The organism is Methanolobus sp. WCC5, assembly GCF_045690325.1.
In the GTDB taxonomy this organism is placed as follows: Archaea; Halobacteriota; Methanosarcinia; order Methanosarcinales; family Methanosarcinaceae; genus Methanolobus.
The window spans coordinates 2,086,569-2,107,755 of sequence record NZ_CP146981.1 but is presented as its reverse complement, the minus strand read 5'-3'; the positions used below and the strand labels follow the sequence as shown (position 1 = coordinate 2,107,755).

Below are 21,187 nucleotides of genomic sequence, written 5' to 3'. Positions count from 1 at the left end.
CACATCCTTACAACAAGACCGATGATGGCAGATATAGCAATATGATAGCGATAGAACAAGCAATTCAAAATATATTTATATGTGCCACTGATATATATTCCAATCAGCATGGGATTAGACATAAAGCGTGGTTATGAGATCTTTCCTAACAATAATGTAACGTTTGGGATCAAGGTCACTAACAATACAGATTCTGTAGTCTCTGATGTGCAGGTCATCCTGGATTACAATGAATCGCTGTTCAGTTTGCAGAATGAGAGAATCCTGAAGCTGGACAATATCCCTCCGACAGTGACCAGGACAGCAAAGTTCATACTGAAGCCACTTGGATGTGTCCACAAAGAGAATATTGAAGCAACCATCAGTTATCGCGACCATCGCTGGGAAAAACACATAGTTAACATGGTGCCAAAGGAGATCCACTGTGTGTGCCCTTTCCTGCGTCCAAGACCTATGAGCAGGAGCGATTTCCTGCATCTTTCAAACACAGGACATTCCATAGACACAAGCCTGACATTGCAGGGAATATCACCTGATGAGATCACTGCTTTTCTGCTGCAGACCTGCAGCAACCGTCTTAACATGGTCGACAGGCGTTCTACGGGCAGGGACGTAGCGATCTATTTTTCAGGAGAGTCTGTTGGTGAGAAAGTATATTACCTGCTTTCAGCTCTGATAAAGGAGAATACTGATACAGGTGTGATCCAGGTCATATTAAGAGCCACATCAGACAGGACACATGGTATAAACGGGTTCCTGAACGAGGTGGTTTGTGAGCTCAAACACCTGATATGCACAGTGAGCTCTGCAAAGGAGATAGGGTGTATAAAGAACGAACAGGTCATAAATATCATCGATTCTGTCGTGCAAAGAAGCAATATAATAAATGGGAAAAGTGGGCCCTCAATAAACATAAAGGATAGCGTGCTGCAGAGAACAGAGATACATGGCTCTGGAGAAAGTCCGATTAACAACGGTGTACTTCCCCCTGAAAGTAGCAGATCTTCTGTGAATGAAAAAGGGGATGATGAGATATCCGATATGTACAGGGAATATCTTGAGGATGTCAGGGCAAAACAGGAAGAAGCTAAGAAGGCGGGCATGGGAAGTAAGGACACGGGTTTACAGGACCATTCCGGTTTTGGAAAGAAAGCACACTCACAGCGTGATTCCCTTTATTCGTCTTTGAGACTTGACGGGAACGTTGTTGAAAAACGACGTTTTAAAAGGAAACACCTGGTGTGGTTTGCCCTTCTTGTAATTGCTTTTTCTGCCTATATCTGGGCTATGCCGCTCATAGAAAGCAAAGCGATCAGCAGGGACATGACATCACCTATTGATTTATACCTTGTGGGATCAAAGGTAACAGGATTCCTCGATGCTGTGAACAGGGGCGATACCTCCCAGGCCTACAAATTGTACAAAGGCAGTGATTTCCTTGTCCCGGTTGCCATTGATGCGGCATTTAGCAACGAAGGTATTGAAAAGGGAAGTATACAGGATATAAATATCATCTACAGGGAAATAGTAAACGGGCAGGCTCTGGTGGAAACCAGCTGCAATGTTTCAGTTCAGGATGGTATGGGCATAGAAGCCGGAATTTCATCCATCCCCATTTACTTTGGGCTTGAGAACATAGATAAAAGATGGAGAATTACAAAGGTTTCCTTCTATACACCGATTACCATGGAATATCATGATGGGGATATCCCGGGTTCCCCTGCATCAGGAGACAGATCCGGTAAGCTGGCTATGGAGACTGTTTCTTCAAATCTTATGATAAAGAACATAGAGGGAGTACGTGCAAAGAATTCCCCGGCGGATATCTCTGGTACCATTGACCTGCTTAAACTGAGTGTCGGCCTGAATGTGGGCAGCTCTCCTGTGGACATGAGCAATATGGTAATTTCCATCAGCGATAGCAAAAGAGCAAATGTGCTTGTCTATGCGGCAAGTGATAGTACCGGCCATGTCATGAAAGGATTCAGTACCAGTTCTGCCTATCAGAATCTGAGGCAGCTGCTCATAGAATCCGATAACCCGGCAAAGTACTATACCGTGGAGAAGATACGTGATGAGGATGGCTCATTCTCACAACTCACACCCTTAATGAACACAGGGGATCTGGCAATTGTGTACATCGCTACAACTTCCCATGGAAGTACACATTACTCTTACGTTGGTAGCACACACGTCTCTAAGCTCAGGCCATCCGGCCTTGAACTTGCACCGAGGACAACTGTGAGCATTGTGCTTGGTCCGCAGTCCGGCGCAAGCACCACTGCCGATTTTGTCACACCTTCCTCCTATGGCGTCCGGGAGACTGTACAGTTATATCCGTGACAATACAAAGTATGGAAAGTGTTCTGTTTTCTCCGGTCAGCCTGCATTCTGCGGTCTTAAAATGTGAAGGGGATTGCCGGTACCATATACCTGTAACATATCCCGAATAACCGACCATACATGAGTCAAAACAATAAGGATTAAACAGTAAGGATTATCTGCCTGCAAAGTAAAGTAAGCTATGGACCTGTAGCCCAAATATTGGAGAAGTCAGTATGAGCGGTGGAATCGAGATAAAAGAAGAACAGGCACAACCAATCCTGTCTATCAGAACCAGAGCAGCGGTCCGTGACCTTCCCGTTGTGATCGGTGAGAGCTATGAGAAGATAATGCAGTACATGTACCGGATCGGCCAGGAACCTGCAGGAGCGCCCTTTGTTGCCTACTACAACATGGACATGGAAGACCTTGATCTGGAGATAGGCTTTCCGGTTGCCATGCCCCTGCAAGGCAGTGATGAGATCGGCAGTTCACAGATCCCTGCGGGCAAATATGTATCCATGACCTACAAAGGCCCTTATACAGGCATGGAACAACCCTATGGCGAAATGGCAAAATGGATAGAGGATAACGGATATAAACCAAAGGGCATCTCCTATGAGTACTACTACAATTCACCCATGGAAGTACCTGAAAGCGAGCTTTTGACCCGCATCGTGATGCCTGTCGAGTAAAAAGAAGGACATGCGCAAAGTGTGAGGAACACACTTTGTAATCACCAGGGTAGATGATCAAGATCTGCTCTTTTTAGATCAGATCTTTTTGGGCTCTGTGGCTCTGTAGAAAAGCCCGCCAGAATAAGATAGATGATCCTGAAATAGATGTAGACTGACATAGATGTAGAGGTTATTGCTAATGTGTTTGATCCCGATTTAATGGAAAACAGAGCTGCTCTGCCTGATAATCCATTACATGGATAGTGGATATATGATAGTCGGATATATATTTATGCTAACCAGGCTTAAATCCTCTGAATATAGTACTGGTACTAGTACTGATTTTAAGCCATTTGAGGGAAAAGCAGTCCTTGGTAGCCGGGGTTGCCGGAGGGACGAAATATCCTGAAAAGTTGAGCAAAGTTCCTGTGGGTGGTCTTCATATGTTGAAAAGTCAGCGTTTAAAGGAAAATCTGAACTCTCTTATGAAAGAGCAGAAACTTGCAGTTCTTGCAACATACCATGATGAGGAAACATATACTAACCTGGTGGGATTTGCAGCAAGCAATGATCTTAGGTCCATATATTTTGTAACTCCTGTGGCCACCAGAAAATATTCCTATCTTACTGGCTCTGGCAAAGCATCCATGATGATCGATAACAGGACAAATACAGCCAATGATTTTAAGGATGCTATGGCTGTGAATGCCAATGGGAAAGTAGTGGTGGCTGAAAAGACAGATGAGCTTAAAAAGCTCTATATTGAAAAGCACCCATACCTTCAGGATTTCCTGGAGTCACCATCATCAGCCCTTATAAGGTTAGATGTGGACAGGTATATCATAGCGAGCAGTTTCCAGAATGTCATGGAGCTGGACATGACATGAGAGGGTATGTCATCAACATGGGAGAAATACAGGCAAGGCACGGGGATATTATTGGTTCAAAGGCTCTTTCGCTCCACAAGGTGATGGAAGGAGGTTTGAAGGTCCCTTCATTTACATGCATCAGTACAGCAGCTTATGAAAGATATCTGGATTCCAGCCATATAAGGGAGCGGATAATAATGGAGCTTTCCCGCAAGGATATGGCAGACATGCGCTGGGAAGAGATGTGGGATACATCCCTTAGAATACGTAATATGTTCCTTAACACAGCAATTCCCGCAGAGCTTGAAAAAGAACTGTTTTTAGGTATTGGGGAGCGATTCTATGACAAGCCTGTTGTGGTCAGGTCCTCTGCCCCGGGTGAGGACTCAGGCAGAACATCCTTTGCTGGCCTGCATGAATCATATGTTAATGTAAGAGGCCCTGGTCCCATAATAGAGCATGTGAGACTTGTGTGGGCATCCCTGTGGTCTGATGCGGCCTTATTGTACAGAGAGGAGCTGGGGCTTGATGTGGGAAAAAGCGGGATGGCAGTAATCATACAGGAGCTTATGCAAGGTCAGGTATCAGGGATAATATTCAGCCGCAGCCCCAATGATAATGAGCAGATGATAATTGAAGCTGTACACGGGCTAAATAAGGGTCTTGTTGATGGTGACCTGGAACCTGACAGGTGGGTAATTGACAGGAAAGACGGTGCTATTATCAATTACCAGGGACCTTCGGGGCGTGAGAAGATAGTGCATCTTGTGGAGAGGGGCACTGTTCTTGAAAATATGCCCGGTGAACTGGCAGACAGGGTGCCTCTTGATGAGAAAGAAGTTCACAGACTGTATCATATGGCCATGGTACTTGAGGGAATGTTTGAAGGACCACAGGACATTGAGTGGACCATAAAAGATGAGGATATATACATCCTCCAGTCAAGGCCCATAACTACCAGTAAAGATCAGGAGAAGGTATGGTACCTCTCCCTCAGAAGGACAGTGGATGACCTGCAAAAACTTCGCAGAAGGATTGAGCATGAACTGATCCCGGAAATGATCGGTGACTACCAGGCCCTGCTGTCAGTTGATCTTCAGGGCATGGATGACAAAGAGCTTGGCAAAGAAGTATTGAGAAGAAAGGAATTGTATGAGAGCTGGAAGCAGAGATATACTGATGAGTTCATCCCCTTTGCGCATGGGATGAGATTGCTGGGACAGGTCTACAACGATGTTATAAGGCCTTCAAACCCATACGAGTTCATGGAACTCCTTTCAGGTTCCGGGCTGCTTAGCATCAAAAGGAACGAGGAGCTTAAAAGGCTGGCAGATATGCTAAGACAGGATACTGCTCTGATGAGCAGGGCAAAGAATGGAAAGGCAGAAGGAGTTTTCCTGGAAAGGATAGAGGATTTTGCACAGAACTACATGCATGCTGGTATTTTTAAAAGCAGGGAAGAGCTGGTAGGACATATAGTACAACTTGCATCCGTTCCTGACAGAAGGGAAGCTGTGAGAACGTACAGGGAAGAAAAATATGAAGAGAGGGACAAACAAAGGGATAAAGAAGAGATGGAGCACAGCTTCATCTCAGCCTTTTCAGATAGTGAGCAGGCCTTTGCCAGAGAACTGCTTGATATGGGACGCACAAGTTACCGCCTGCGTGACGATGACAACATACATCTTGGAAGAATAGAGCATCAGTATCTTGTATCCATCTATGAGGCAAGGGGCAGGATTGCCATAAGGGTACAGGACTTTGATACAGATACAAATACAGATACAAATACAAACGATTATAGTGAGGATGAGATACTCAGGGCACTGAATGATGAGGAATACCTTCCTGTGAAAGGATCCCTGAAGAAGGAAGAGGATAAAGCTTTAGATGACAGGGAGCATGTCAGGCAGATACAGGGACAGCCGGCCGGGGAAGGTCTTGTTACAGGTATTGCCAGGGTCATTGCGGATAAACAGGACCTGTTGAACGTGAGGTCCGGGGAGATACTGGTATGCGATGCCATAGATCCCAATATGACTTTCGTTGTACCCCTTGCAAGCGGTATAGTGGAACGCAGGGGAGGTATGCTGATACACGGGGCCATCATTGCACGGGAATACGGGATTCCCTGTGTTACAGGCATACCCGATGCCACCAGGATAATAAGGAATGGTGATGAGCTGACAGTCGATGGTTACCTGGGTATAGTCACCATAAGGAGAAGGTGAGCATTTACGTGATTTAAAATAACCGGAGGTGACCACAAAATGCTATATAGAATGTGGTCACCTGCCAGCAGGTCAGCGTATGCAATATTGCGAAATTATCATTACTGAAATCGTTAATTGTGAATTGAAATAAAATTAGAATGGATCAGCTTTCAAGCGTCGATATTTGGGGGCGTGTAACTTGGTTGCGCAGAAAGAGCGATTCATTATTCCCTGCTTAGATACCTGGCAGTATGCCTGGCAAACTCATCAAAGTCCTCTAACCTTTCTGTCAGGAACATATGCAGGATATCGATATCCACTTCTTCATAGATATGGACCAGTACATTCCTCAAACCTGCTGCCTGAGCGAAGCCTTCTGCAAATTCCGGGGGAATGATCCCGTGATTGCCTAATATAAGGAACACACTCCGATATACTTCGGGCCTTTCGAATCCTTCCCTGGAGATGATCATCTCGCCGATGTCTATTGCACTTTCAATGGCAAGCTGGAAATTACGTTCGACAGCACTGCGCAGCTGGTAATTTTTTTCCAGTTCAAAGCTGTCCGCATCCACCGACTTCAGATAACTTACGCATTTTTACATGAAGTTAAGTTTCCGGAGTATTTTGTCGTTACCATCCATTCAGGTCAGTCCCTTTTCCATTATCCTTTTGAGAAGATGTTGATTCGTTCGATCCTCATAGTATTTCCAGTCCAGGTACACCGACATGATACGCTGCTCCACGTCCACTTTCAGGTCAGGGTCCCTTTCAAATAAAAGGACATTTGGCTGTATTATCTCAAATTTAAGCACCGGTGAAACATCATTGATCAGCACCAGATCGACCCTGTCACTCCTGAGGATGGACATGAGCCTGCCAATCAGCTCAATGCGCTTACGACCCCTATCAGCCTTTGTCAGCGTGTCGGACAGATAGACGCCTATATCGATGTCACTGAGAGCCCTGCCTTTCCCCTCAGCAAGCGAGCCGAAGAGATATGCAAGCTCCACGCACTCCTCTGCCCGGAAGAATTCACGCAGGAGGGGGAGAAGCTGTTCTTTTTCCGGGAAGGATGTTTGTGCGTTCATATGGGTCACTTGATAGGTGTTCTTCTAAATATTTTGTAGGTCATTATATGTGATAAAGGTTAAGTAAGGCCTCAGGATTATTCCTGTTTGTCTTTAGGAAAAATGCCGGCTTGACCGGACCCTTCGGGCTCACTCATCTATTCATGACTTTGGGTAAGTTAATTGGCGAACTATAAAAGAATCACAGATGAATGAGCATGGAGTACACAATCGTTCTTGAAACAGCACAAGAGAGCGGATATACTGCAAGGTGCCTGCAACTACCCGCAGCGATCAGTGAAGGAGATACAAGCGAAGATGCCCTTGAGAACATCAAAGAGGCCATTGAACTGGTGCTTGAGGTCACTGAAGAGCAGGCAATTGGCCCACAATACTCATTTTAAGCTCTTTCTTCAACACCGCCACCTTGGCAGGAAAACTCCCGGGCCCCTGATCTTCTCCCTTACTTTGCGCAGCATCCACTCCTGCATGTCTACCGATAAGTTAAGGATATGCCATATTCCGGATTTATCGTTAACTAGAATCGTTAATTTGAGGTTAACGATAAATCAAGACATGGATGAGTTCCTTGATAGTCATTTTTCATTACAGAGGAATTATCGTTAAATCGTAAAGTTAACGATAACTCATTCTTTGTTTTCAGAAATAACGCCCTATGACATCGTTCTTGCGAAAAGGAAAGGTTATCGTTAAGGAGGCTGGCTTTACGATATGAACAGCTGACTACACCGAAAGAATGTTTGTAATCACCTATAGAATACATTTCGCAAAAATGCACTCGCAGTAAAATCAATTTAATATACAAAAACGTCTAATGGGTATTCATGGAGTACACAATAGTCCTTGAGGCTGCAGAAGAAGGTGGATACACTGCACGTTGCCTCGAACTACCCGCAGCGATCAGTGAAGGAAATACAAGGGAAGAAGCCCTTGAGAACATCAAAGAGGCCATTGAACTGGTGCTTGAGGTCACTGAAGAGCAGGCAAGAGTACTTGGCGAGATCGCAAAGGTTGATGTTGCAAGTGCCTGAGATTCCTGTAATTTCCGGCCGGAAGGCTATCAAGATCCTGGTGAAACTTGGTTTTGTGGTTGTTAGGCAAAAAGGTAGTCACGTGTTCCTTCAACGCGGACATGACACCGTGACCGTACCTTTACATGACCCTCTGAAAAAGGGCACATTGAATAGTATACTTAAACAAGCAGATGTATCGCTTGAAGACTTTTTGAATGAAAGATGACCATAAGTCACCCATCTAAAACAGATAGATAATCATCCTACAGCTTTTTCAACACCGCCACCTTGTCAGGAAACCTCTTCGGCTTCCCCACAACCACAAGCCCCTCCTCACCTGCGATCCTGAGCGTTTTTTCAAAAGCCTTCCCTGACACCTCAAAGGGCGGCTCTGCCAGATAGACCACCCCACCGTCCTTAAGCAGCCCCTGAAGTTGCCTGAAAAGCCCTCTCTTATCCGCCACCTCATGGACCACATAGAACAGGAACACAAGATCAAAACTCCCCGACACCCCCAGCCTGTCCTCCTCACACCTGTGCAGCACGATCCTCCCCTCAAGCCCGGACCCCCTGATCTTCTCCCTTACTTTGCGCAGCATCCCCTCCTGCAGGTCCACCGCCACAACCTTCCCCTTCTCCCCCACCATCCGCGCCAGCTCCCCCGTGAAGAACCCCGGCCCGCACCCAACCTCCAGCACTTCCATCCCTTCCTCCACATAAGGCACAAGGATTTTACGGGGATCCTGCAGCCACCTGCGAATACGATTATCCAGGATGCCTGATATTGCTGCGGGGCAGACGTGTGTTTTTCCAGAAGTCATCACTAAAAACTACCTTTTAAGCTTCGATTACATTTGACAATATAAACCATTGTATATATTATGTAACAAGTAGGTTAATATGCCGGCCAATATATTTTTGGGTAGAGAGGGGCTACAGATATTATAGAGATTTGTGGGCATCTTTATAGAGTGTAACATTAGAAGATAAATTATGAAAATGTTTCTACACAATATATGTGAACACAGTTTTCAAGATACATTACACATTTAATTACAGAGAGCTTATATTATAAATCATACTAAGATTTGAGCTAGTAAAAACTATGCATGTATACATTCATAAACATATTTATATTGTGGTGATGATATTAGTAAATAACTATTATTCGATTTGATATCAAAAAACTAATCACAGAATAGTTAAGTTAGAGGAAAAAATGAATGAATCTTACGAAGAAATCCCCCCTCGCGCAGATGCAATGGTTACTTCTTTGAGAGCAATGGGATATGACCTGCCAATGGCATTTGCTGATCTGATTGACAACAGCATCTCTGCAAAATCCCAGCATATTTGTATTGATTACAAATGGGAAGGTAATGATTCATGGATACGAATTCTGGATGATGGCTTTGGGATGACCGAAGAACAACTAAAAGAAGCCATGAGACTTGGCAGTCAGAGTCCAAACGAAGATCGAAAACCTGATGACTTAGGCCGTTTTGGGCTTGGCCTCAAAACTGCATCATTCTCACAATGCAGGATGTTGATAGTGCAGACAAAAACTCCTGAAGGTGAAGTATCCAGACGATTTTGGGACTTAGACCATGTAGAAAAGACAAACAAATGGGAAATTGGGACAACAGTTACAGATGATGTGAAAAAACTACTTTCCCCACTGGATAAAATGGAACATGGCACAGTAGTATTGTGGCAAAAGCTGGACCGAATAACTGGTGATTTTGATACAGAAAAAGATGAAGAGATGAGAGATGCGTTTTATGATAAATTCTTATCATGGGTGAAGCCCGAACTTGAGATGATTTTCCATAGATATTTATCGCCTCCTATTAAGTTATCAATAAGAGTCGGCAGAGATACCTTGAAACCATGGGATCCGTATCTTACTTCTAATTTTTTTACTCAAAGACTTCCAAAAGAGAAATATGAAAAAGGCTCTGTTGAACTTATTCCATATGTTCTTCCACATGTTTCAAAAAGAACCCAGCAAGAAAACTCAGCTGGTGCCGGACCTAAAGGATGGAATGCTCAGCAGGGTTTCTATCTTTATAGAAATAAAAGGCTAATTGTTCCAGGGGGATATCTGGATTTCCAGCTGAAACCTGAAGAACATTATAAACTTGCAAGAATCAGGATGGACATTAACAATGAAATGGATCACGAGTGGAAAATTGATATCCGAAAAGCAGCTGCAAGCCCTCCTGACAGACTCCGGCCAGAACTGGAAAAAGTTGCAAGAGCCACCAGAGCTGAAGCAGTGAAAATATATAAAGCAAGAACCGGGGCTCCACGCAATTATTCCAGAAAAAACACGGACGAAGTATGGGTAAAAAAGAGAATTGGGGAAAAAATTGTCTACAAAATAAATCGTGAAAATGAAGTCATAAGCAGTTTGCTGGAGGAAAATAATTCATCCCGCTCTTGGGCAAATAAAATATTTCATACTATAGAAACCACAGTTCCCTATCGTTTAATAATCATGGATAATTCCGAGATTGAAGATTGCCATGTAGATCAGCCTCTTGAAATAAATAATCCAAGCACGGAAATGATTATGTTATGTCGAAATTTTTATCAAAGAAAACGTGAAGAAGGCAAAAATCATGAAGAAGCCATAGATGTCATAATGTCACTTGAACCCTTCAATACACATCCCGCTTATAGGGCATCTTTAGAAGAAATGGGTGAAGTAAATGAATAATGCAGGCAATATATACGATACCATCTTAAATATGTCATACTCTTATTTTTCAGAAACGAAGGCAACCCCCGATTCAATCAGAGAATTCATAGAGATGATGAAGCGTGCCTATGGCAATGACTATATTGATGAGGATTTGTTGTTCAACAAAATTGAAGCAAGTCATTCGATTGTTATTGGAAAGGAAACATTCTTAGACGATAATACCGACCATGAAAATTGGTTTAACCCAGCAACAAACACAGGAATAAAGAGAGAAATTCCTTGGCATTTCTGGGACCATTATAAAGGTTATCTTACATCAATAAAAGGATGGCCACCCAATATTGTAGATAGTATAGATAGTATGTCAAGTGAGATTCTATCGCGTATTGAAGATCCACAAAAGTCAGGTACTTGGGACCGCAGGGGCATGGTAATGGGAAGTGTCCAGTCCGGGAAAACAGCCAATTACACTGCCCTTATCACCAAGGCAGCAGACGCAGGATATAAGCTATTCATTGTCATGGCAGGAGTACATAATAGCCTGAGAAGTCAGACCCAGTCAAGAATAAATGAAGAATTTCTTGGCTATGACCTCGACAAGGTTGAAAAACTCACAGGTGGAGAAAAACCGATAGGTGTACGTCAAAGATATAACAATCACAAAACAGTCTATACGCTTACAAGCAGCAACGAGAAGGGAGATTTCAAAACAACTATTGCCAATCAAATAGGAATATTTCCCTCAAATGATGCGCCTCCTATAGTTCTTGTTGTAAAAAAACACACAACTATATTAGAAAATGTACTGAGGTGGTGCAAAACAGGTGATAATCATGGAGGAAACAATTTTACATCAGAGATTCCTGTCTTTATTATAGATGATGAATGCGATTATGCTTCAGTCAATACCAAGAAACCAAAAATTAATCCTGATACAGGAAGGCCAGTAGAGGAATGGGATCCTACTAAAACAAATAGATTGATAAGAGAGCTTCTTTCTTTATTTGATAAAAGTATTTACTTGGGTTACACTGCAACGCCCTATGCAAATATCTTCATTCATAAGGATCACACACATGAAAAATATGGTGAAGATATATTCCCTAAAAGTTTTATCATGAACCTTCCAAAGCCAAGCAATTATCTTGGTGCTGAGGACGTTTTTGGACTTAAGGCCGATTCAAAAAGGAATATTGAAGAGATAGAAGCCCTACCTTTAACAAGACCAGTTGAAGACCACAGCCATATTATTCCAGATAAACACAAAATTACACAGGTAATTGAAACCCTCCCGGAAAGTATGAAGAAAGCAATTAAGAGTTTTCTTCTTAGTTGTGCAGCACGTTCCATTAGGAAGCAAGGACCTCCTCATAATTCCATGTTAATACATGTCACTAGATACACAGGTGTGCAAACAAACGTTTATCAGCTAGTTGAAAAAGAACTTCGTAACTTGGCAGCAAGAATAATGAGTGGTGAAGAGCTTTCTGATTTCAGAGATATCTGGGAAAAGGATTACCTTCCAACAACAAGAAAAATGAAAGAACTTGGTTTTAATGAAGCTGTGGAGCATAGCTGGGAAGAGATAGAAGATAAACTCTACCAAACAACCCGAGTTATTAAGATAAAATTGATCAATGGATCTGCTAAAGATTCTTTGGAATACAGGGATACTGAACTCGAAGTAAGAAATAAAATTCAAAATGAAGAAGTAGTTCCATGGGAAGAAAAAGGACTCAATATTATTGCAATTGGAGGGGATAAACTATCTAGGGGATTGACTCTTGAAGGCTTAACCGTAAGCTATTATCTCAGGACAAGCGAAATGTATGATACTCTAATGCAAATGGGAAGGTGGTTTGGATACCGGGATGGATTTAGCGATCTTTGCCGCATCTACACGACTAATAATCTTTTATCATGGTATCGACATATTGCCAGTGCTACAAGAGAATTAAGAGAAGAGATAGACTATATGTCATATTTAAATGAAACCCCTACCAATTTTGGGCTCAAAGTCAGAAGCCATAGCAGCCTTATGGTGACATCCGCCGCAAAATCCCGAAATGCTAAAAAAATTAAACTTTCATATTCTGGAAAAATATCTGAAACTATTGTATTTGACAAGAAGCATCTGAAAAATAATATGCAAGCTCTTCATGAACTAATTAAAGAAATGGGACGTCCATTTGAGAATGAATTTGATGAAAAGAGACCTCGTTATCAATGGAAAAAAGTTCCTTCTGCTATAGTTATAGACTTTTTGCATAGATATAAGATAAATGAAGGTGCTATGAGATTTGTTAAACCCGCTGTATTGGCAAATTACATTAAAGAACAAAACAAGAATGAAGAACTAATAGAGTGGGATGTCGTCCTTGTCTCAAAATATGGAGAAGGAACATCTTTTAAAGTACTTGACTATGAAATAAACCCGGGGATAAGAGCTGCTACTAACATATCAGAGAATTCAATTACAATTGGAAGACTTGTAAACCCACCTGACGAACATTCAGACCTTTCCGAAGATGAAATGAAAATAGCAGAGCAATTATTTGAATCAAATAAAGATAAAATTAAAACTTTGCAAATTGCTGTCCGTCATGTACGCCCAGAAAGGCGTGGATTATTAATTATATATATAATTAAAGGAGAATGCACAGAAACGAGGCAGAACTATGGAGGAAATGGAGAGGAAGTAGTTAGTTTTGGTATCAGTTTTCCCACAAGTCAAAATGCATCCCCAGTTGAATATGTAGTTAACTCGGTTTGGATGGATGAAGAAAATAACTTTGAATAGTGGTGGGTATAATGGAGACGGAAATTGACAGTATATGGTACAATCTGGAAAATGAAATAAAAGAAGATGATATGAGGAGACTTATAAGGTGTGATTTTGAAAATGAGTCTGGAATTCGACTTGCAATAACAAATCCGGGAAACTTTCGTGAACTTCTCATTCAGATTGATGAAAATGATGAATACCAATTCAATCCCCCAAATTGGGTAGGAATGAAATTCGATATTCTCAAACTTGATGTCCCCAAGAAAAACACCCAACATATATCCATCTGTTTGGAAAATGCTGAACATAAACGAATATTTACAACTGTCTGTAGTGATATTGCAGAAACATTGTCTTCCATCAGTGATTCCTCACATAGAACACGTGAATTGAAAATCGTTCTTGATCAATGGACGCGTTTCTTCAAAAATTACGGGCCGGAAGGGTTATCTCCTGAGGCTCAACGCGGCCTTTATGGTGAACTTACGTGGTTGGAATTGCTTCTTGTTGAAACTGTTCTGGACATGCCAATTGCAGTTGAATCTTGGCAAGGTTATAAGAATGGATACTATGATTTCGAACTAGATGGAAGAGTGTTGGAAGTAAAGACAACCATGACGAAAGAACCACGGAGGGTGAAAATAAGTAATGAGCGTCAGCTGGACGACAGAGGATTGGTTTCACTGCACTTATATGTATTAACATTGCAGAAACTTCAATCTGGAGGAGAGACATTGCCAGAGATGGTTGCCAAATTAAGAACGATTCTGAAATCCAATTCAATAGCAAGTGATGTATTTGAAAAGGCTTTGAAAAAAGACGGTTACTTTGATTTTCACGAACATAATTACACTTCTGGATATGTCCTGAAGAAACAGGAAACTTTTCGGGTTTCAGAGGGATTTCCACGTATAATTAATCCACCCACTGGAGTGGGGGACATTTCTTATTCGGTAACTATTTCTGCATGCTCCGATTTCTTAATAGATTTACATTCTGCTGTGAGTAGTTTTATGGGGATTAAAAGATGAATCTTCAGGAAGCTTCGGAAAGGTTTCATTCAGACATAGCAACTGCTTCACTTGAACTTGATCTTCTCAAAGAGCATCGTTTTGTTGAAGAAATGAGTGAAATTCTGGTAGAAGCAGGAGAGATAGATGATTGTTTAACCTGCTCTTATCAAGGACACGGTTTAAAAGTAGACGGATATCATTTTGATGAACATTTTGGCACACTTTATCTTATAGTTGCACACTGGATTGATGAAACGGATTTATCAAATGCCAGAGTAACAAATACAATTGTAGATAATATATTCAAGCGCTGCACAAACTTTTTTGAGCGTAGTTTAAAGAAACTTTACGAACGTATTGATATTTCTAATGAAGCCCATGATCTCGCTAGCTTAATTTATAGTCTCAAAAACGAAATAAATGATGTGAGAATTATCTTAATTACAGATGGATTCGCACCCAAGAGATCAGCTGAGTATGACGATGTTAAAGGTATTAGAATTACACGTATCATATGGGATATCGAAAGAATATTGCTTTTCACTGAAAAACAGGAGAAAGAAGCAATAATTATAGATTTTGCTGAAATTAATGGAGAAGCAATTCCTAGTTTATCTTATATAGATACAGATAGCAGATACAGAACCTATCTATCATATTTATCCGGTCAATTTCTGGCAGATATTTACTCTCAGTGGGGAACAAAATTACTTGAAATGAATGTCAGAGTTTTTCTATCTGCCAGAGGTAAGGTAAACAAAGGTATCCGAGACACAATAATTAAAGAACCCAATATGTTTTGTGCTTATAACAATGGTATTACGGTTTTTGCTAGGGAAATTGAGGAAATTCCTTTAGGTGAAAACATAAAAGGAATATCCAAAGCAATTGATTTTCAGATTGTAAACGGTGGTCAGACAGTAGCTTCACTCTATCATACAAATAAGAAGCAAAAGGCAGATTTATCAGAGACTTCAGTCCAGATGAAACTTATTGTTATTAACAATGAAGAAGACATTGGAAATCTTGTTCCCCGTATTAGTGAGTATTCAAACACACAAAATCGTGTAAGTATGGCAGATTTAAATGCCAATGACCCTCCGCATCCAGAGTTACATGAAATATCAAAAAGACTGCGTTCACCTGATCCCACGGGGGGATCAAGGGAATCATACTGGTTCTACGAAAAAAGTAGAGGAAGCTATGAAGAAACAAAGAATTTAAAAGCAAGAACTCCCGCCCAACAAAAAGCCTTTGAAGCATATTACCCAAAAAAACAGAGATTTGACAAGAGCTTATTCGGAAAAGTGTGGAACACTTTTCTTAAAAAACCACATATAGTATGTTTAGGTGCACAAAAAAATTTTGCAAACTTCAATACATGGCTCAAAGAACAGGATGAAGATTGGGAACTGTTTTTCAAAAGGACTGTAGCACTTGTGAATATTTGGAAGGAAGCAGAAAAAATAGTAGCAAGGCAAAAATTCGAAGGATATCGTCATGCTATCGTAACATATACTCTCGCATGGATATTCGAAATGACCGATTCTAAGGTTGATTTGGATAAAATATGGAATAAACAAAATGTAGATGAAAACATTCTGGACTCCATTGAAGATATGTGCTATATTGTAAACGAACATATCAGAAATACAGATAAAAATATCAGCGAGTGGTGCAAAAAAGAAGAATGTTGGAAAGAACTTAGAAAGAAACATTACAGCCTTCCAAAAAATATAGAGAGCTCATTCATTTCTCTTGAATCTAAAGAGAATAGTTATGACCCCCGTACCAAAGATGAATCTGAAGCTGTAGATTTTTGTAAGGCACAGGGATTTACTGCTTGGCTCGAACTTTCCAAATGGCTCAAGGAACGCAATTTTCTTTCACCTAAAGCCCGAAGTCAGTGTTATAATATTGGAAGAATTCTTAAACAGAATCGTGAACCGTCTGTTGTTCTTTCGAAAGCATGCAAAAAAATATGGGTCGACTCGGAAGTACGTGGCTGGAATCCAAAAACACAGTGAACTTTGATTAAACATAGTAATAAAAAAATTAAATATTAATAAATAATGTACTTTCCAATGATAACTTATGAATCAAGGAACTCCTTAACATTATTCCATAGTGGAACCAAGTCCGGCTTTTTTAACTCACATTCCCATATTACTAAGTATTTCCATCCTGCTGATACGAGCTTTGAATAATTGTAAGAATCCCTTTTTACATTACCTTCTATCTTTTGATGCCAGAACTCTATATTAGACTTCGGCCATTTAAAATACTTACAATCATGCTTGTGCCAGAAACAACCGTGCACAAAAATAGCTTTTTTCCTCCCTATGAAAACAATGTCCGGCTTCCCCGGCAGATATTTGAGATGAAGTCGATACCTATATCCGTTATTCCAGAGCCACTTGCGTACAATCATCTCTGGCTTGGTGTTTTTCCCTTTTATTTGAGACATATTATAACTGCGCACTTTTGGAGAATGAACATCCAATAAAAATCACCAGAATTAGAATTTTTCAAATACATCTTTCATTTTACCATTTTTCCTTTAGCTTTTCTGCAATTTTTTGAGCCAGTAAGACAGGAACCGCATTTCCTATCTGCCGATAAGCTGCAGTACGACCAGGCTTCTCTGAGACACTTTCAAAGAAATAATTATCCGGGAAAGTTTGCAGACGAGCTGCTTCCCTGGGGGTAAGCGATCTGTTTTGCTGGATATCAGGATGAATATAATAATGTCCATCTTTAGAAATATGCGCTACGACAGTATGTGAAGATGCTTCGTTTGCTGAGACTACTTTAAAACGATCAAGGAAGGAAGAGCGATTATTATGAGTTTTTAAATGTTCTGGCAAATCGTTGTAATCCAAACGATCACCTTTTTTATTCCACTTTTGAACAGCAATCCGGTATATTTCAAGATCCTGTTCTGTATGAGGTCTTGCCTGATGTAAGGTAACCGGAAAACAATCATCCCTTATACCTGACTCATAAAGATAATTACCATTGTATTCACTTAAAGCACATGAAAATAAAGAACCACCACCAGCGTTGATTTTTGGCAAGTCATCCAGTACTTCACCCACATTTACATCTGGTTTCCACTCTTCTGGCTCAGGAAAAATACCAGTTTCCTTTCCTCTTTTACCGACTAAAATAATACGTTTTCTTTTCTGAAGTACTCCATAATCATTTGCAGATAAAGTTCGAAACTCGGTATTATATCCTGCCTCCCGGAAAAGACTCCGCATCATTTCAAAGTATAACTTCCCTTCAGGAGACTTTGCAGATAGCAATCCAGTTACATTTTCAAATACGAAATATCTGGGTTTGTATCTTTTTAGAAATTCTGCATAATAAACAAAAAGATAATTTCTCTTGTCACCCATCATTCTATTAGAATCACGAGATCTTCCAACTAATGAATAAGCCTGACAAGGAGGACCACCTATTACAAGATCAAGATGCTGATTGCCTAATAATCCATCAATTTCAGAAAAAATAAATGATAGAGAATCTTTGTTTATTTCAGAATTAATAACTGAATTGATCAGCGATTCAGGAACTGAATCATATAATTGAGAACGGCTGATTTTCCTATGAAGATAGTCATTATAAATTTCGATTTTGCCGTGCGCTTTAAGCCAGTGATATGCTGCCCTTGTCTTCAATGTATAACAAGCTGCAGCATCCATTTCAACGTGTGCAACCGGAGAGTAACCTGCTCTGATGAAACCTTCTGATAAACCACCTGCTCCGGCGAATAGATCAAGAAATGTCAGAGATTTTTTCACTGCACTTATCTCCAATAGAGATCACTTGTAGATTCCTGATTTATTATCTCACCAACATAAACGAAGTATTGTATCCCATATATACTATCAGTTGAATTTAATATAAAGAGATTACTGCTTTTTAATTAAGTTTTAGACATGATTACCAGGTTAGTATAAATAAGTATCCAACTAAAAACATGAGTTAAAATCACTCCACCCCAAATCCTAATATACACTCCCAAACAATCTTCTACCATAAGGAGAATCCATACATGAAAGTATCAATCATTGGCTCAGGCTATGTCGGGTCTGTCTCTGCGGCTTGCTTTGCGGAGCTTGGGCATGAGGTTATCTGCATTGACATCGATGAGGAGAAGGTAAAACAAATCAATGCGGGGGTTGCGCCCATATGGGAGGAGGGGCTGGATGAGCTGCTGGCAAGGCATACGCAAAAGACGCTCATTGCGACCTCGGATTATGATTATGCTGTGGCGAACTCGGACGCTTCGTTTATCTGCGTGGGGACGCCGTCGGGGGAGGATGGGGGTATTGACCTCTCAATTGTTAAGGCGGCAAGTGCCAGCCTTGGGAGGGCGATAGCTAAGAAGGAACACTATCATGTTGTTGTTGTGAAGAGTACCGTGGTGCCGGAGACTACCGAAAAGGTGGTGCTTCCTATTCTGGAGGAGTATTCGGGGAAGAAGGCGGGCAGGGACTTTGGGGTCGTGATGAACCCGGAGTTTTTGCGGGAAGGCAAGGCTGTGTATGACTTCATGCATCCGGACAAGATCGTGGTGGGTGCAATTGACCAGAGGTCGTTCTTTGTGGTGTCAGAGCTCTATCGCAAGCTGGATCGTCCGGTAACACACACAAATCCCAGGACCGCGGAGATGATCAAATATGTCAACAACTCATTTTTGGCAACCAAGATATCCTTTGCCAACGAGGTGGGCAACATCTGCAAGCAACTTGGCATCGACACATATGAGGTCATGGATGCCGTAGGAACGGATTTCAGGATAGAGCGCCAGTTCCTGAACTGCGGGGCAGGTTTTGGAGGCTCATGTTTCCCCAAGGATGTCAAGGCACTGATAGGCAAGGCCAGGGACATGGGATATGCACCACAACTCCTCCAGTCCGTAGTTGATATCAACAACAGGCAGCCCCTGAAGATGGTGGAGCTGCTCCGGGAAAAGATAAGCGACATGAAAGGCGACATGAAAGGAAAGAGGATAGCCGTCCTGGGCCTGGCCTTTAAGAACGACACTGATGACATAAGGGAATCAAGATCCATTCCGGTTATCGAGGAACTGCTGCGCCTTGGAGCCGATATCGCCGCATACGACCCCATGGCAGAGGAAAGCATGAAAAAGCTCTTCAAAGATGTAACATACTGCAAGAGCGCATCTGATGCCCTGACAGAAGCCCACGGGTGTCTTATCATGACAGAATGGAACGAGTTCAGGAACCTTGACAAAGAGTTTGGCCTCATGGCCAGTCGTGTGGTCATTGACGGCAGGCATCTTATCAATCCTGAGAAGCTCAGCACGCAGATCGATTACCAGGGCATCTGCTGGTAAACACGCTTGGCAATACAGATGTGCAATATAATACAACAACAGCTGGAAAACAGGTCTTCAAAGAGGTCACACCATGGCGGAAATATTCATGCTTAACACCGGACAAAGAAAGACCATCAAAAGCGGCTTTCTAAAGACCAGCATGGTAGACATGGTCTACTGCGGGATGCCCGATGAGAACACCTTTTCCATAGGCATGCTGCTCTCAAACGGATACCAGGGACATGGACTTAACATCTTCTTCTCCAAAAAGAGCACTTCAATCATGCTGGACAAACACAAGTACTACGTTCTCAACGTAACTCCCGAGAATATAACTCTTCAATTATCCGACTAAAATCGAAGGATTTTAATAGATTAAGTAAAAAATGACCGCTCAATTGGTGGGCAGGTCATGAAAAACGACAACCAGGTAAAAGAAGACATCAACGGCAGGTTACACTCCATTGACCAGAACGTGCGAAGCGTGGAAAGAAGATTGCGTGCAGTGGAACGCAGGCTATCTGTGGATGTAGCTTTGCAGGACATCATTGAGGAGTATGAGATCGATCCTGAGAAGTCCCTTGAAGGGATACGGGAGGACATCACAGCTATCCTTTCAGACATCGCTGAGCTAAAACAGGGCAGGTCACATGACCCGGGCCTTGAAGAGAAGGTCCTGGAACTTGGCACACAGATAAGCATGATGGACTCACACATCACAGAGCTTCGGCAAGAGAACAAAGGGCTCAGTGAACAACTGGAAAAGAACAGTTCCCGCAAAGAAGAGGAAGAGCTGCTCACCAGGTCCTGCACACTTGACTTAAAGAACGAGATATCCCGGCTCAGCATGCGTCTTGAAAGAGCTGAGAACCGCAACCGCATCAGCATCGGTTCTGTTAAGGTCCCTGTGGAGCTGTCAGGCATTGTGGGAGCGCTCATACTGACACTCACAGGCATCCTCATAATGCAGGGCCGCTGGGACATCATACGCTCGGCCTACTTCTCCTTTGCCATAGCCCTGGTGTTTGCAATGGCGGTGTTGTTGAAGTTCTATATGGCCAACAGCAAAAAAGCATGATCTAACTGAGGGTCCGTACTAAATATACCTGAGGATCCCTGCGGCCCCTCACATGAACAAGAACAAAGG

General features: G+C 41.9%; 18 protein-coding genes and 1 pseudogene. 14 read left to right on the top strand and 5 right to left on the bottom strand.

The annotated features are described in order from the left end of the window. Positions 1-108: 108 nt before the first annotated feature. From V7O64_RS10205 to V7O64_RS10190, 4 genes are all read left to right on the top strand, one after another. Complete coding sequence (locus tag V7O64_RS10205; RefSeq protein ID WP_407355298.1) at positions 109-2,343, top strand: hypothetical protein; 2,235 nt, start codon at positions 109-111, stop codon at positions 2,341-2,343. 215 nt (positions 2,344-2,558) lie between these two features. Further along, positions 2,559-3,017: a GyrI-like domain-containing protein gene (locus tag V7O64_RS10200; RefSeq protein ID WP_407355297.1), complete on the top strand. Its 459-nt coding sequence runs from the start codon at positions 2,559-2,561 to the stop codon at positions 3,015-3,017. 425 nt (positions 3,018-3,442) lie between these two features. Continuing rightward, positions 3,443-3,886 (top strand): pyridoxamine 5'-phosphate oxidase family protein, encoded by a 444-nt coding sequence (locus tag V7O64_RS10195; protein ID WP_407355296.1) that lies wholly within the window; start codon positions 3,443-3,445, stop codon positions 3,884-3,886. Then, on the top strand, positions 3,883-6,099 hold the full coding sequence (locus V7O64_RS10190) for a PEP/pyruvate-binding domain-containing protein (protein WP_407355295.1): 2,217 nt from the start codon (positions 3,883-3,885) through the stop codon (positions 6,097-6,099). Before V7O64_RS10195 ends, V7O64_RS10190 begins: the two co-directional genes overlap by 4 nt. Before the next feature lie 206 nt (positions 6,100-6,305). On the opposite strand, the pseudogene hepT reads toward V7O64_RS10190, so the two are convergent. Then, positions 6,306-6,668 (bottom strand): annotated as a pseudogene (gene hepT, locus V7O64_RS10185) (type VII toxin-antitoxin system HepT family RNase toxin); the annotation flags it as partial. 57 nt (positions 6,669-6,725) lie between these two features. Then, positions 6,726-7,172 carry a type VII toxin-antitoxin system MntA family adenylyltransferase antitoxin gene (gene mntA, locus V7O64_RS10180; protein ID WP_407355294.1) on the bottom strand — a complete coding sequence of 149 codons (447 nt, stop codon included), beginning with the start codon at positions 7,170-7,172 and terminating at the stop codon, positions 6,726-6,728. Positions 7,173-7,369: 197 nt separating this feature from the next. Here mntA and V7O64_RS10175 point away from each other — a divergent pair, with 197 nt between their 5' ends. The 3 genes from V7O64_RS10175 (at position 7,370) to V7O64_RS10165 (ending at position 8,411) form a co-directional block, all read left to right on the top strand. Next, positions 7,370-7,555: a type II toxin-antitoxin system HicB family antitoxin gene (locus tag V7O64_RS10175; protein ID WP_407355293.1), complete on the top strand. Its 186-nt coding sequence runs from the start codon at positions 7,370-7,372 to the stop codon at positions 7,553-7,555. 441 nt (positions 7,556-7,996) lie between these two features. After that, positions 7,997-8,203, top strand: coding sequence for a type II toxin-antitoxin system HicB family antitoxin (locus V7O64_RS10170; RefSeq protein WP_407355292.1), 207 nt, complete (start codon positions 7,997-7,999; stop codon positions 8,201-8,203). Further along, positions 8,196-8,411: a type II toxin-antitoxin system HicA family toxin gene (locus tag V7O64_RS10165; protein WP_292463167.1), complete on the top strand. Its 216-nt coding sequence runs from the start codon at positions 8,196-8,198 to the stop codon at positions 8,409-8,411. Before V7O64_RS10170 ends, V7O64_RS10165 begins: the two co-directional genes overlap by 8 nt. A gap of 37 nt (positions 8,412-8,448) precedes the next feature. On the opposite strand, the gene V7O64_RS10160 is transcribed toward V7O64_RS10165, so the two are convergent. Further along, complete coding sequence (locus tag V7O64_RS10160; protein ID WP_407355291.1) at positions 8,449-9,006, bottom strand: class I SAM-dependent methyltransferase; 558 nt, start codon at positions 9,004-9,006, stop codon at positions 8,449-8,451. Positions 9,007-9,404: 398 nt separating this feature from the next. Here V7O64_RS10160 and V7O64_RS10155 point away from each other — a divergent pair, with 398 nt between their 5' ends. From V7O64_RS10155 to V7O64_RS10140, 4 genes are read left to right on the top strand one after another with little or no spacing between them, the layout of a single operon-like run. Further along, a complete protein-coding gene (locus V7O64_RS10155; protein ID WP_407355290.1) occupies positions 9,405-10,907 on the top strand; it encodes an ATP-binding protein in 1,503 nt (500 codons plus the stop codon). Then, on the top strand, positions 10,900-13,692 hold the full coding sequence (locus tag V7O64_RS10150) for a Z1 domain-containing protein (RefSeq protein WP_407355289.1): 2,793 nt from the start codon (positions 10,900-10,902) through the stop codon (positions 13,690-13,692). Before V7O64_RS10155 ends, V7O64_RS10150 begins: the two co-directional genes overlap by 8 nt. A gap of 11 nt (positions 13,693-13,703) precedes the next feature. After that, complete coding sequence (locus tag V7O64_RS10145; RefSeq protein ID WP_407355288.1) at positions 13,704-14,708, top strand: PD-(D/E)XK motif protein; 1,005 nt, start codon at positions 13,704-13,706, stop codon at positions 14,706-14,708. Beyond that, a complete protein-coding gene (locus V7O64_RS10140) occupies positions 14,705-16,717 on the top strand; it encodes an AIPR family protein (protein WP_407355287.1) in 2,013 nt (670 codons plus the stop codon). The genes V7O64_RS10145 and V7O64_RS10140 overlap by 4 nt, the downstream gene beginning before the upstream one ends. 65 nt (positions 16,718-16,782) lie before the next feature. Here V7O64_RS10140 and V7O64_RS10135 read toward each other — a convergent pair whose 3' ends face one another. Beyond that, positions 16,783-17,193: a very short patch repair endonuclease gene (locus tag V7O64_RS10135; protein WP_407355286.1), complete on the bottom strand. Its 411-nt coding sequence runs from the start codon at positions 17,191-17,193 to the stop codon at positions 16,783-16,785. A 43-nt stretch (positions 17,194-17,236) separates the two neighbouring features. Next, complete coding sequence (locus V7O64_RS10130) at positions 17,237-18,496, bottom strand: DNA cytosine methyltransferase (protein WP_407355285.1); 1,260 nt, start codon at positions 18,494-18,496, stop codon at positions 17,237-17,239. A gap of 254 nt (positions 18,497-18,750) precedes the next feature. Between V7O64_RS10130 and V7O64_RS10125 the strand changes: the two genes are divergently transcribed. From V7O64_RS10125 to V7O64_RS10115, 3 genes are all read left to right on the top strand, one after another. After that, positions 18,751-20,058, top strand: coding sequence for a UDP-glucose dehydrogenase family protein (locus tag V7O64_RS10125; protein ID WP_407355284.1), 1,308 nt, complete (start codon positions 18,751-18,753; stop codon positions 20,056-20,058). Between the two features lie 73 nt (positions 20,059-20,131). Next, complete coding sequence (locus V7O64_RS10120; protein ID WP_407355283.1) at positions 20,132-20,395, top strand: hypothetical protein; 264 nt, start codon at positions 20,132-20,134, stop codon at positions 20,393-20,395. Positions 20,396-20,452: 57 nt separating this feature from the next. Further along, positions 20,453-21,118 (top strand): hypothetical protein, encoded by a 666-nt coding sequence (locus V7O64_RS10115; protein WP_407355282.1) that lies wholly within the window; start codon positions 20,453-20,455, stop codon positions 21,116-21,118. The last annotated feature ends 69 nt before the right edge of the window (positions 21,119-21,187 follow it).